The 13,728-nt window shown below is 37.4% G+C and carries 12 protein-coding genes and 1 riboswitch; of the genes, 11 read left to right on the top strand and 1 reads right to left on the bottom strand.

Features of this window, described 5'->3' with window-relative positions; all coding sequences use genetic code 11:
• The first annotated feature begins 207 nt into the window (after positions 1–207).
• From AC4BC4_RS12565 to AC4BC4_RS12515, 11 genes are all read left to right on the top strand, one after another.
• The gene (locus AC4BC4_RS12565) at positions 208–978 is read left to right on the top strand and encodes a TatD family hydrolase (protein WP_490475913.1); all 771 of its coding nucleotides are present in this window, start codon (positions 208–210) and stop codon (positions 976–978) included.
• Entirely contained in the window at positions 975–1,571 is a 597-nt protein-coding gene (gene rnmV, locus AC4BC4_RS12560) for a ribonuclease M5 (RefSeq protein WP_490475912.1), read from the top strand. The genes AC4BC4_RS12565 and rnmV overlap by 4 nt, the downstream gene beginning before the upstream one ends.
• Positions 1,568–2,449, top strand: a complete 882-nt coding sequence (rsmA, locus tag AC4BC4_RS12555) for a 16S rRNA (adenine(1518)-N(6)/adenine(1519)-N(6))-dimethyltransferase RsmA (RefSeq protein WP_490475911.1) — start codon at positions 1,568–1,570, stop codon at positions 2,447–2,449. The genes rnmV and rsmA overlap by 4 nt, the downstream gene beginning before the upstream one ends.
• Before the next feature lie 233 nt (positions 2,450–2,682).
• Positions 2,683–3,882, top strand: coding sequence for an MFS transporter (locus AC4BC4_RS12550; protein ID WP_490475910.1), 1,200 nt, complete (start codon positions 2,683–2,685; stop codon positions 3,880–3,882).
• Positions 3,883–3,993: 111 nt separating this feature from the next.
• Positions 3,994–4,098, top strand: a riboswitch (glycine riboswitch).
• Positions 4,099–4,281: 183 nt separating this feature from the next.
• Positions 4,282–5,367, top strand: a complete 1,086-nt coding sequence (gene gcvT, locus AC4BC4_RS12545; protein ID WP_490475909.1) for a glycine cleavage system aminomethyltransferase GcvT — start codon at positions 4,282–4,284, stop codon at positions 5,365–5,367.
• Positions 5,368–5,390: 23 nt separating this feature from the next.
• A complete protein-coding gene (gcvH, locus tag AC4BC4_RS12540) occupies positions 5,391–5,774 on the top strand; it encodes a glycine cleavage system protein GcvH (RefSeq protein ID WP_490475908.1) in 384 nt (127 codons plus the stop codon).
• A gap of 3 nt (positions 5,775–5,777) precedes the next feature.
• Positions 5,778–7,094: an aminomethyl-transferring glycine dehydrogenase subunit GcvPA gene (gene gcvPA, locus AC4BC4_RS12535; RefSeq protein ID WP_490475907.1), complete on the top strand. Its 1,317-nt coding sequence runs from the start codon at positions 5,778–5,780 to the stop codon at positions 7,092–7,094.
• Positions 7,091–8,536, top strand: a complete 1,446-nt coding sequence (gene gcvPB / locus AC4BC4_RS12530; RefSeq protein ID WP_490475906.1) for an aminomethyl-transferring glycine dehydrogenase subunit GcvPB — start codon at positions 7,091–7,093, stop codon at positions 8,534–8,536. Before gcvPA ends, gcvPB begins: the two co-directional genes overlap by 4 nt.
• Positions 8,537–8,704: 168 nt before the next feature.
• Entirely contained in the window at positions 8,705–9,892 is a 1,188-nt protein-coding gene (locus tag AC4BC4_RS12525) for a M20 metallopeptidase family protein (protein WP_490475905.1), read from the top strand.
• A 48-nt stretch (positions 9,893–9,940) separates the two neighbouring features.
• Entirely contained in the window at positions 9,941–11,605 is a 1,665-nt protein-coding gene (locus AC4BC4_RS12520; RefSeq protein ID WP_490475904.1) for a formate--tetrahydrofolate ligase, read from the top strand.
• A 203-nt stretch (positions 11,606–11,808) separates the two neighbouring features.
• Positions 11,809–12,441, top strand: coding sequence for a hypothetical protein (locus AC4BC4_RS12515; RefSeq protein ID WP_490475903.1), 633 nt, complete (start codon positions 11,809–11,811; stop codon positions 12,439–12,441).
• A gap of 79 nt (positions 12,442–12,520) precedes the next feature.
• Here the strand turns inward: AC4BC4_RS12515 and AC4BC4_RS12510 are convergent, their stop codons facing one another.
• Positions 12,521–13,630 (bottom strand): ABC transporter ATP-binding protein, encoded by a 1,110-nt coding sequence (locus tag AC4BC4_RS12510; RefSeq protein ID WP_490475902.1) that lies wholly within the window; start codon positions 13,628–13,630, stop codon positions 12,521–12,523.
• Positions 13,631–13,728: the final 98 nt, after the last annotated feature.

The following is a 13,728-nucleotide window of genomic DNA, read 5'->3' as shown; positions in this document are numbered from 1 at the left end:
TTGGTTCCTCCTGATATGAATTGCCGTGACCGAATAGTATAAGCTATTTTTTTGAATAAAGCAATTATAAGAAGCGGATAATTTATTGGAGCTGTCCATTCAGCTTTTGATTAAAATGTGATAAAGTATAGAAGAGGAACGAGCTAATATATAAATTTAGTAGAGTTGAGTCGTTGTTACCATTTTTAAATTTAGGAGTGAATAAACATGATTTTTGATTCTCATACCCATTTAAATGCAGAGCAATTTAATGAGGATATTCCAGAAACAATTGAACATGCTAGAGAATTAGGTGTAACGGAGATGGCGGTGGTTGGTTTTGATACGCCAACGATTGAAAAGTCTCTGAAACTTAGTCAACAATATAAAGAAATCCAAAGTATTATCGGATGGCATCCTACAGAAGCAGGGAGCTATACATCGGATATCGAGAAAAATCTTCAACAATTATTAACAATGCCAAAAGTAGTCGCTTTAGGTGAGATCGGTTTAGATTATTATTGGATGGAAGATCCAAAAGAAGTTCAAGATCGTGTGTTTCGGCGTCAAATCGCTATCGCCAAAGAAATGAATTTACCTATCAGTATCCATACTCGAGATGCGATGGAAGACACGTATAAGATTCTAAAAGAGGAAGATATTCGTGATATTGGTGGAATCATGCACAGTTTCAGTGGTGATCCTGAGTGGATGGCGAAATTTTTAGATATGGGCATGCACATTTCTCTAAGCGGCGTTGTGACATTCAAAAAGGCATTAGAAGTGCAAGAAGTAGCAAAAGCTGTCCCATTAGATCGTTTATTAGTTGAAACAGATGCGCCTTATTTAGCACCAGATCCTTATAGAGGCAAACGTAATGAACCTGGTTATACTCGCTATGTAGTGGAAAAAATCGCTGAATTACGTGAAATGCCCTTTGAAGAAATAGCCAATCAAACGACAAACAACGCTCATCGCTTATTTAGGTTAAACAAATGACAGATAAGTTGAGAATTGAAGAAATCATAGTCGTTGAAGGAAAAGACGATACCAGACGTATTCAAGAAGTTGTGGATGCTGATACCATCGAGACGATCGGTTCAGCTATTAATGAGGATATTTTAGAACAAATCGAACACGCACAAGAAACGCGAGGGGTCATTATTTTTACTGATCCAGATTTTTCGGGTGAGAAAATACGTAAGACTATCATGGAAGCTGTTCCAGACGCCAAACATGCATTTCTCTCACGCCAACTAGCTGTCCCAAAAAAGAAGGGTTCAAGTTTAGGCGTAGAACATGCGAGCGATGAAGCGATTTTAGAAGCATTGGAAAAAATCGTGACACCTGTCAATGAGGTAGATGATTACAAAGAAATTCCTAGACAAATCTTGATCGAATATGGTTTAATAGCGGGAGCTCATGCAAAGGAACGCCGTGAGAAATTAGGAGATGAGCTGCGCATTGGTTACACGAACAGTAAACAATTGACTAAGCGCCTAAAAATGTTCCGCATTACAGAAAAAGAACTAATAAAAGTCATGACATACTTAACTGAATTACCAAGTGAAAAATCGGAGGAATCAATTTGACAGAATATAAAGAAATAGCCACACCTTCAAGAACCAAAGAAATTTTGAAGACACATGGCTTTTCATTCAAAAAAAGTTTAGGTCAAAACTTTTTAACAGAACCGAATATCTTACGTAAAATCGTTGAGACTGCAGGAATTGACACTCAAACAAATGTAGTAGAAGTAGGACCAGGAATCGGGGCTTTAACGGAACAGCTAGCTAAAAATGCTGCACAAGTGTTAGCCTTTGAAATCGATGATCGTTTGATTCCTGTTTTAGAAGATACTATGAGTCCGTATAAAAATGTCACAGTCGTTCATAATGATGTGTTAAAAGCAGATTTAGTCGGTACAACTAAAGAGATTTTTAAAGAAGAACTTCCTATCAAGGTCGTTGCTAATTTGCCATACTATATTACTACGCCCATTATGATGCACTTTTTAGAATCTGATTTAGATGTGCAAGAAATGATCGTTATGATGCAAAAAGAAGTCGCAGATCGAATTTCGGCAAAACCAGGGACCAAAGCATATGGTTCGTTATCGATTGCAGTTCAATACTTTATGGAAGCAAGCATTGCGTTTATTGTGCCAAAAACCGTTTTTATTCCCCAGCCCAATGTTGATTCTGCTATCATAAAATTGATCAAACGTGACAAACCAGCAGTCGAAGTAACAAATGAAAAAGAATTTTTCAAATTGACCAAAGCATCATTCCAATTACGCCGCAAAACATTGTGGAACAATTTAATTCATTTTTACGGAAAAGATGATTTAACAAAAGCGTGGCTGACCGAAAGTTTAACAGAAGCAGAAATCGATCCATCACGCCGCGGTGAGACCTTATCACTAGTGGAGTTTGGTCGTTTAAGCAATGTATTAGAAAAAAATCGTTGAATAGAAAACTAAAAAATGAGCTGAGAGAATCGGAAAAATTTTCTCAGCTTATTTTTTAGTTTTATCATGTAATGTAGTAGAGTTTCACACTAAACGTTCTAAAATCAAGATAGAAATCAACTTATTTTGGCTTTATGTAAAATAATTGAATTGAGTGATTGACTTTTTTTAAATATCAAGGATAATTATAAATAAGAAAACGCTTTCTTTTTTTCTTGTGAAGGAGTGATGAGATGGAAATTAATAAAAGAGGAAATGTTTCATGGATGCTTGTTGCTATATTTTTAGGATACACCTGTATTTATGTAGATAAAACGACCATTGGTATGTCACTGGTGACGATTGCAAAAGATTTAGACATTGATCCACAACAGAAAGGATTAGTATTGAGTGCTTTTTTTCTAGGATATACATTTTTTCAAATCCCATTTGGGTATTTGATTAGTAAGGTTGGAACGAGAAAAGTGATGATCACGTCCATTTTCTTAGTCGGTATTTTTCTTTTTTTATTTGGATTTGGCTTTTCTTTATTGTATTTGATATTGATTCGCTTTATGACAGGAGCTGTAGCTCATTCGGGTTATCCTGCTTCTGTAAGAACCTTTATTTCACAAGAGTTACCAATAGAAAAACGCGGACCAGCACAATCAACAATGATTGCATCTTCTGGTTTTGCTGCAGTTGTAGGACCGTTATTGATCGCACCTCTTTTACTTCAATTCGGCTGGCATAAAACCTATTATTTTATAGGAACAGCAGTCATGCTGATTGCCGTTTTGATGTATTATGTGATTCCCAAAGAATTTGGTGGATTGAAGGAACCATTAAAAAATGAAAGAACAATTTCTTTTCGAACGGTATTGAAGGATCAAAATGTCTGGATATTGATTTTTGCAGCTTTTTTTATTAATGCAGCGATATACGGACTTAACGGCTGGATGGCAACTTATCTTGTTGAAGCACACGGGCTGGCATTATCTCAAACGGCGTATGTAACAGCAATTATTGGCTTTTTCACTATGATGGCAGCCATGTTAGGCGGCATTATAGTGAATAAGTATTTTATTGGTAAAGAAAAACAGGTGATTTTTACTGCGACTTTAGGCGGCGGAATTTTTGCCATATTTGTATCGATTGTTCAGTCTTTTCTACCTAGTATGGTATTTTTGACTTTTGCGGTAGTCTGTTCCAGCCTTGCTTTTGCAACCTTGATGAGCATTCCGCTAAAACTATTTCCTTCGGAGGAAGTCTCTGCAAAGTATGCTACTATAAATGCAATCGGTGTTTCTGGAGGATTTGTTGCTCCGACGATTATTGGTGCATTAGTTCAACTTTCCAATGGTAGTTTTTTTAGTTCATTTCTATTTATAGGCATATCGTTCGTGATTTCTGGTGCAATTACCTTATTGGTGCAAAAAAATAAACAATCATGATTCAGAATTTTGAAAAAAATAAACGTCTATGAGAAAATATTTATAAGAAACACAAATAAAAAATTGGCAATAAAATATTCGAAGAATAGAGATACAAATTAAAGTAGATGGAAGAAGATTACGGGAGAGACTAGTCAATAGCACCGAAGGAATAAATGAACAGTGGCGCAAACCACTGCTTATGAAGATCTCAGGTAAACGGACCGTAATTGGACATCACTCTGGAAAGCGAAAGCACCGAAGGAGCAACTCTTCGAGATGAAGACGAATCTCTCAGGTTTTGGACAGAGGAGCAGGCATTTTTTTAAGATGTCTGCTCTTTTATCTTTATATAATTAGTTTAGCTTAGGGGTATTTTGGTAAAGTATTAAAAACAAAAGACTAAAAGGAGTGTACATTATGGATTTAAAAACACCTTTATACGATGCACATCTTGAAGCTGGTGGAAAAATGGTTTCATTTGCTGGCTATATGTTACCCGTCCAATACAAGGACGGGGGCGTGATCAAGGAACATTTAGCTGTGCGCAATCAGGTAGGATTATTTGACGTTTCTCATATGGGTGAAGTTGTTTACGAAGGGAAAGATGCTTTAGAAAATTTGCAATATATAGTAACGAATGATTTTAGTAATTTAGAAATTGGTCGCGTTAGATATAGCTTAATGTGTAATGAAGCTGGTGGTGTGATTGATGATTTACTAGTCTATAAATGTAGCGCTGAAAAATATTTATTAGTAATAAATGCAGCAAATAAAGCAAAAGACATTGCGTGGATGAAACAGCACTTATTCGGTGAAGTCACATTTTCAGATCAATCAGATCAGTTTGTTCAGGTTGCATTACAAGGACCTTATGCAAAAGAAATAATTGAAAAATTGACCGATCCAGATGAAATACCCAAAACATATTATAGCTTTACTGAAAATGCCAACGTTGGCGGAGTGAATTGTATCTTATCACGAACGGGTTATACAGGAGAATTTGGCTACGAATTATACTGCCGATCTGAAGAGGGAGTCAAATTATGGGAATTATTGCTGGAAACAGGAAAAGAATATGGTATTGTAACTTGCGGTTTAGGAGCACGTGATACCTTAAGATTAGAAGCTGGAATGCCACTTTATGGTCATGAAATGACGGAAGAAATCACGCCATTTGAAACCGATTTAAGCTTTGCTGTTAAGCTTAAAAAAGAAAAGTTCATCGGTAAACAAGCACTAATTGATAAAGGTGAACCAAAAATCACACGAATCGGTCTACAATTGATGGATCGAGGAATCGTTCGTGAAGGAGCGGATATTTACTTTAATGAAAAGAAAATTGGGCAAACAACTTCAGGAACAATGTGTCCGTTTATAAACAAAGCGTGTGCAATGGCTCTAGTTGAAAAGGATAACGTAGAAATCGGTTCTGAAATCGAGGTTGAAGTTAGAGGGAAAAAAATTGCAGCGAAAGTTGTCACACTACCATTTATAAAAAAATAATTGAAAAGAAGGAGTCGTTTATCATGACAAAAATGAAAGAAATGAAGTTTTCAAAATCACATGAGTGGGTATTGTTTGATGGGGATAAAGCCAGAATTGGTCTTTCTGAATTTGCGCAAGATCAATTGGGGGATATTGTTTTTATTGATTTACCAGATGAAGGTGATGAAGTGGAAAAAGGGGAATCATTCGCGGATATTGAGTCCGTTAAAGCTGTTTCAGAAGCGTATTCGCCACTTACAGCAAAAGTGTTGGCAATTAATGAAGAGTTGCTGGATAATCCAGAATTAATTAATTCTGCACCGCTCGAATCATGGTTGATTGAAGTGGAAGGAGTAGGCGAAATAGAGGACTTATTAAGTGCGGATGAATATAAGAAATTTTGCGAAGAATCTGAGGAGGCATAATGAATGGGTAATTATCTTGGCTCAACAAAGCAGCAACAACAAGAAATGCTAAAGACGATCGGCTTGGAAAAGATGAGTGATCTTTATCAAGAGCTTCCAAAAGAAATGATAATAGAAAAATTGAATATTCCAGCAGGAAAATCAGAATTTGAAGTGCGACGTATTTTGGAAAATATGGGTAAGAAAAATAAAGTATTTTCAAGTATTTTTCGTGGTGCAGGAGCGTATAATCATTATATTCCAGCGATTGTTAAGCAGATTTCAGCAAAAGAAGAATTTATGACATCGTATACGCCTTATCAACCAGAAATCAGCCAAGGATTGTTGCAGTCGATTTTTGAATACCAAACGATGATTTGCGAAATTACGGGAATGGATGCGACGAATGCATCTGTTTATGATGGTGCGACGGCAGCCGCTGAAGCAATCAATATGTGTTTAGAGAAAAAACGGTTGAAAGTACTCATTTCAGAAACAACCAATCCTATGACGATCCAAACAGCATTGACTTATTTTAGTTCTAGAGATATTGAATTTGTCATGATTCCAGAAAAAGATGGTTTAAGTGATTTAGCTACTTTAAAAGAAAAACTGGATGATACAAGTGCTTGTTTCATTGTTCAGCAGCCAAATTATTATGGAGGAATCGAGGATGTCGAAACAATGGCTGAACTAGTTCATGAAGCGAATGCTAAATTTATTATGAGTGTCAATCCTGTGGCTAGTACTGTGTTAAAAAGTGCTGGCGAAGTCCGAGCTGATATTGCGGTCGGGGATTCCCAGCCCTTTGGCTTACCCTTAGCTTTTGGCGGACCGTATATTGGTTTTATTGCGACAAAAGAAAAACTTATTCGTAAATTACCTGGTCGTATTGCAGGCGAAACAGTGGATGAAACAGGTGACAGAGCATTTGTTTTAACATTACAAGCCCGGGAACAACATATTCGTAGAGAAAAAGCTGCTTCTAATATTTGTTCTAACCAAGCCTTGTGCGCCTTAACGAATGCCGCTTATATGAGCACAATGGGCGCAAGAGGCATTCAGGAAGTTGCAACTCAATGCTATAGTAAAGCACATTATTTGGCCGAACAATTAAGTGAAATAAGCGGTGTCAAACGATCCGATGACAGTCCTTTTTTTCATGAGTTTGTCACTACTTTTCCTGTAACAAATGACAGTGTATTGTCTAAACTAGAAGAACACGATATCTTAGGCGGTTATCCCACAGAAAAAGGGTTATTATGGTGCGTGACAGAAATGAATACTAAAGAGCAAATGGATGAGGTCGTTGCATTGGTGAAGGAGGTGTGTGTTCAATGAAATTGATTTTTGAACGTAGTGTCGAAGGGTATTTTAATGAAATGATCTCACCTTGTGATGTACCGATCACAGACCTTCCAGAAAAAATAAGACGGCAAAAAGAACTGCATTTACCTGAGATCTCTCAGCCTGAGATCAGCCGTCACTATACAGAATTAGCGAATGCCACTTTTGGAATCAACAACGGTTTTTATCCACTCGGTTCATGTACGATGAAATACAATCCTAAAATCAATGACGAAATGGCAACCTATCCAGCTTTTGCGAATATTCATCCATTGCAACCGGAGCACACAGTTCAAGGCTCATTAGAAGTCTTTACGATGACAGAAATGCTTTTAAAGGAAATTACAGGGATGGATGCGATCACGTTTCAACCTGCAGCTGGAGCGCATGGGGAGTTTACGAGCTTATTAATGATCAAAGCGTATCATGAACGAAATAATCAATCGCAACGAAATAAAATCATTGTGCCAGATTCCGCACACGGGACAAACCCTGCAAGTGTAGCGATGACGGGTATGATCACTGTCAACATCCCGTCAGATGAATATGGGTGTGTTGATATTGAAGCTTTAAAAGAAGCCGTGGGAGAAGATACAGCGGGTTTGATGCTGACAAATCCAAATACAGCTGGAATTTTTGATAAAAATATTTTAGAAATAACCAAAATCGTTCACGATGCTGGCGGACTGAATTATTATGATGGTGCAAATTTAAATGCCATTATGGGGGTTGCCCGGCCAGGTGATATGGGCTTTGATATCATCCATTTAAATTTACACAAAACCTTTTCAACGCCACATGGCGGTGGTGGTCCAGGGTCTGGGGCTGTTGGATGTAAAACAATATTAAAATCATTTTTACCTAATTATTATCCAATAAATGAAGGCGGGAAAATCACCTTTACTGAGCCAGAGTATTCGATTGGAATGGTCAAGGGATTTTATGGTCAATTTTCGGTGTTTTTACGAGCATTTACGTATATTTTATTTTTAGGATCAGAAGGAATCTCATCCGCTTCTAAAGGTGCCGTGTTGAATGCCAATTATATGCTTCATGAATTAAAAGATATTTTTGAAGTTCCATATGGCGAATCTTGTATGCATGAATTTGTCATTAGTTTAGACAAATTAAAAAAAGAAACAGGTGTTACAGCGTTAGATATTGCCAAAGGAATTTTAGATCACAACATGTATCCACCGACAATGTATTTTCCACTTACTGTGCCTGAAGCGTTGATGGTAGAGCCACCTGAAACAGAATCGAAAGAACGAATGGATGATGCAATAGCAATATATCGTAAATTGTACGAAGAAGCTCATAAAAATCCAGAAGTTTTTCATGAATATCCACTACATGCTCAAATCCATCGGGTAGATGAAGTGAGAGCTGCGAGACATCCGATTGTTCGTTATGATTTTGAAAAAAAGAATGTTTAGTTAAGAGAAGACGATAAAAAAGTATTGAAAAATTAACAAAAACATGCAAATAATCCAATATATTTGGTACTATAATGAGAGAAGCTTCTGATTCGTAGCTTTGGTTGTATGTTTGGTTTTTACAAAGCTATCAAGAGCGACTTAGATTCAAAAGAAAAGGAGAAAAAAATGCTAATAGAAGAACAAAAAAAAGCTGCGGATAGTTTCGAAGAAGAACTGATTCAAATTAGGCGACATCTGCACCAGAATCCAGAAATAGGAATGGCGTTACCAAATACGGTTGCTTTTGTGAAAGAAAAACTAACAGAATATGGCTATGATCCAAAACCTTGTGGAGAATCCGGTGTCACAGTAGTTGCTGGTAAAAAAGACGGAAAAACATTTTTATTGCGTGGTGACATGGATGCACTACCGATTCAAGAATTGACCGATCTTCCGTTTAAATCTGAAAATGGCTATATGCATGCATGCGGTCATGATATGCATACAACAATGTTGCTTGGAGCCGCTAAACTATTAAAAGAATTCGAAGATGAATTGGACGGTCAAGTAAAATTACTGTTTCAACCAGGTGAAGAAATTCTTTCGGGTTCAAAAGACTGTATCGAAAATCATGTATTAGAAAATCCTAAAGTTGATGCAGGTATGATGATTCATGTTTTTCCTTTTAAAGGATATAAAGCAGGACAAATCATGCCGACACCAGCTGGAACCTTTATGGCCAGTGCTGATTGGTTTGAAATCACGATAAAAGGCCGAGGCGGACATGGTTCCCAACCCGAGACTGCGATCGACCCAATCAACGTAGCGGTTCATATTTATACAGCGTTACAAGAACTTTCAGCAAGAGAAATCGGTTCAGAAGAACGCTTTGTTCTCACCATCGGGGAGTTTACCGGTGGTACACCAGGTGCGTCAAATATTATTCCAGAAACGACCGTCATGAAAGGAACGCTGCGAACATTAAAAGAAGAGGTCCGCACGCAAGTCAAAGAACGAATGACCGAAATGGCTGAAAACATTGCCAAGGCTTTTCGTGCCGAAGCACAGGTGATTTTTACAAATGGTTGTACGACAAACGTGAACGATTCAGACTTGACCGCATTTACCAAAGAATCTTTAACGGAAACCTTTGGCGCTGATCGAATTGTAGCAATTCCTACCTCTACTCCGCTAATGGGCAGTGAGGATTTTGGTGAAATCAGTCAATTGATTCCAACAACGACTGTTCTGTTGGTAGCATCAGAAGAAAATATCAATCTGCATAACCCAGCGATTGTTTTTGATGAGTCAGTGTTGATCGAGGGTGCGAAAATCTATGCAGATACCGCAATGTCTTGGTTAAAGAAAGGATAAATTGTTCTGTTTTTCGGTGAGTAGGTTTCATGAAATGGAGGGGAAAAAGTGGTTAAATCAGATATTGAAATCGCACAAGAGGCAACGATGCTACCAATCGACAAAGTAGCGGAAAGAATTGGATTAGATGAAGATCAATTTGAACAATATGGAAAATACAAAGCAAAAATTGATGTTGAAAAGATCAAAGCAAATGAACAGGGAAAAGTCATTCTTGTTACGGCGATTACGCCTACACCTGCAGGCGAAGGGAAAACAACAACAGTTGTTGGCTTAGGCGATGCCTTAAACCGAATTGGAAAAGATACGATCATTGCTTTAAGAGAACCTTCTTTAGGTCCAGTTTTTGGAATAAAAGGGGGAGCAGCTGGTGGTGGTTATGCACAAGTAGTGCCCATGGAAGATATCAATTTACACTTTACAGGTGACTTTCATGCAATTGGGGCGGCAAATAATTTGTTAGCAGCAATTATTGACAATCATATTTTTCAAGGCAATGAGCTAGGTATCGACAATCGCCGTATCACTTGGAAAAGAGCGGTGGATATGAATGATCGTCAATTAAGACATATCGTTGATGGGTTGGGTGCTCGAGTTAATGGAGTACCTAGAGAAGACGGTTTTGAAATCACGGTGGCATCAGAGATCATGGCTATTTTGTGTTTATCTAATGATATTGAAGATTTAAAAGAAAATTTAGCGAATATTATTATAGGATTTACGTACGATAATCAACCAGTCACTGCTAGAGAATTGAATGCTCATGGTGCAATGACCGCTTTATTGAAAGAGGCAATCAAACCCAATTTAGTTCAAACACTTGAAAATAACCCTGCGCTGATTCATGGTGGACCATTTGCTAATATTGCGCATGGCTGTAACAGTGTGATTGCAACGAATACTGCAAGGAAATTAGCAGATTATGTCGTAACAGAAGGCGGGTTTGGTGCAGATTTAGGGGCAGAAAAATTCATTGATATCAAATGTCGAAAATCTGGCATTCGTCCTTCGGCTGTCGTTGTAGTAGCAACTGTTCGTGCATTAAAAATGCATGGAGGCGTACCCAAAGATCAGCTTGGAATCGAAAACGTGGAGGCCTTGACTAAAGGGTTACCTAATTTATTAAAACATATTGAAAATACAACAACTGTTTTTGGGCTACCAACGGTTGTTGCAATCAATAAATTCCCAACAGACACAGATGTAGAACTTGATCTTGTCAAAGAAGAATGCCAAAAACGTAATGTAAATGTGGTTCTTTCAGATGTCTGGGAACATGGTGGAGCAGGTGGGGAAGAATTAGCGAGAGAAGTTGTTCGTCTAGCAGATTTGGAAAATGATTTCTCTTTTGCGTATCCTGATGATCTGTCAATCAAAGAAAAAATCAGCGCAATTGTCGAAAAAGTTTATGGTGGAAATGCCGTACACTATGAAGCGATTGCCGAAAGAGAAATTGCTAAATTGGAAAAACTTGGGTTTGGACATTTGCCAATTTGTATGGCTAAGACACAATACTCGCTTTCGGATGATCAAACCAAACTGGGAAGACCGACTGATTTTGCGATCACCATCAGTAATATCAAAATATCGGCTGGTGCTGGATTTATAGTTGTCTATACAGGGACAGTGATGACGATGCCTGGCTTACCTAAAAAAGCAGCCTATGAAAAAATCGATGTTGACTCTGATGGGAAGATTGTTGGATTATTCTAAATTAAAATCAATCAAAAAAAAGACCTCAATAATTCGAGCTTGTTGTTCGAGTTGCTGAGGTTTTTAGTGATCGATTAAAAATAGAATGAAAAATCTGTTTTGACTCCTCCTTCATAAAATAAAACAACATGTGTCTTGACACCTCGGTGGATCTCCTATAAAATAAATAGCATCATATATGTCAAGACATATCGGAGGAGAATATGAAAAAGAATTCAGTCAGACATTTAACAATTTCAGCTTTACTGGTGGCAATGGGAATCATTATCCCTATGGTTATGCCAAGAATTACAATAGGACCGGCTTCTTTTACTCTAGCTAGTCATGTACCAGTATTTTTGGCAATGTTTTTTTCGCCGGGAGTGGCGATTGCAGTAAGCTTAGGGACAGGTTTTGGATTCTTTTTATCAGCGACACCGATCATAGCCTTAAGAGCACTTTCTCATTTACTGTTTGCAGGAATAGGTGCATTTTATTTACAGAAACATCCGACGATCGTTTTATCGAATAATAAGTTTGTTTTGTTCAATGGTCGATTTCAATTATTTAATTTTGTAATCGGCGTAATACATTCTGCAGCTGAATTGGCTGTAGTCAGTGTTTTTTATACGATGGGAAATATGCCAGAAACATATTATACACAAGGGTACATGTACTCAATCTTCTTATTGATGGGTATTGGTGGCTTGATCCATAGTGTGATCGATTACAACATTGCTTATTTTGTGGCAAATGCATTAAGTAAACAATTTGATATTCCCGTATTTACTCAGGCAAAAAAAGTAAAACAAGTAAAAGTAGACAGTATTCCACAAGAAACAGAAACATTGGCATAAAAAGTGTGTGGGACAAAAGTAGCATTCGCTTTTGTCCCACACACTAAATACTTCTGTTTAGTCTTTTCTTACATAGAAATTATGGTAATTTAATTACTTGTTCAGTTTCTGGATCGAAGAAGTGAGCTTTATTGATATTGAAGGCTAAATCAACCATTTCTTCTGGCTGATGGAAATCACGAGCATCCACTTTTGAAATAAATTCTGTGTCGCCTAACCTTGTATAAAGCATTGTTTCAGCACCCAAAAGTTCGGATACTACAACTTCAGAGCGAACGACAGCATCATTCATTGTATCTAAGGCAACTTGTTCACTGTGAATATCTTCTGGTCTGATTCCGAAAATTATAGATTTTCCTTCATATCCTTTTTCAACTAATAATTTATTTTTTCCTTCTGGAATTATAAGTTCTAACCCATGTCCATCACGAATGACGCCATTGTTTAACGTAACGTTAAAGAAGTTCATAGCAGGTGAGCCAATAAATCCTGCGACAAAGATATTATTCGGTGTATTGTAGACTTCTTTTGGAGAACCGATTTGTTGAATAAAACCATCTTTCATAATGACAATTCGATCTGCCATAGTCATGGCTTCTGTTTGGTCATGAGTAACATAAACCGTGGTCGTTTCTAGGCGACGATGTAGCTTAGCAATTTCGGCACGCATCGCCACACGTAATTTTGCATCCAAATTGGACAAAGGCTCATCCATCAAGAAGACTTTGGCATCACGTACGATTGCTCGCCCTAAGGCAACACGCTGACGTTGTCCGCCAGATAATGCAGCTGGTTTGCGTTGTAAATAATCAGTTAAACCTAGAATTTCACCAGCATTTTCCACCCGTTTCTTGATTTCGGCTTTGTCATATTTGCGCAGTTTTAAACCAAAGGCCATATTATCAAAAACAGTCATATGAGGATATAAAGCATAGTTTTGAAAAACCATTGCGATGTCACGATCTTTTGGTGCGACATCATTCATGATTTTATCTCCAATAGAAAGTTCGCCTTCTGTGATATCTTCTAAACCTGCGATCATACGCAATGTTGTAGATTTACCACAACCAGATGGTCCAACAAAAACAATAAATTCCCGATCTGCAATTTCCAAATTAAAATCTGTTACAGAATAATTTTCTGCATTATCATATTTTTTATAGACATGTTTTAACGCCATTTCTACCATAATCGTCACTCTTTTCTTTTTTTATTGTATCCTTAGTATAAATGAAAGCGCTATACATCATCAACGGAAGGTTGCACAAGAAAAAATCGAATTTTTCG

It is taken from the genome of Enterococcus sp. AMC1086 (assembly GCF_058216575.1).
The sequence above is the reverse complement of the archived record's forward strand: the minus strand, read 5'-3'. Positions and strand labels throughout refer to the sequence as shown.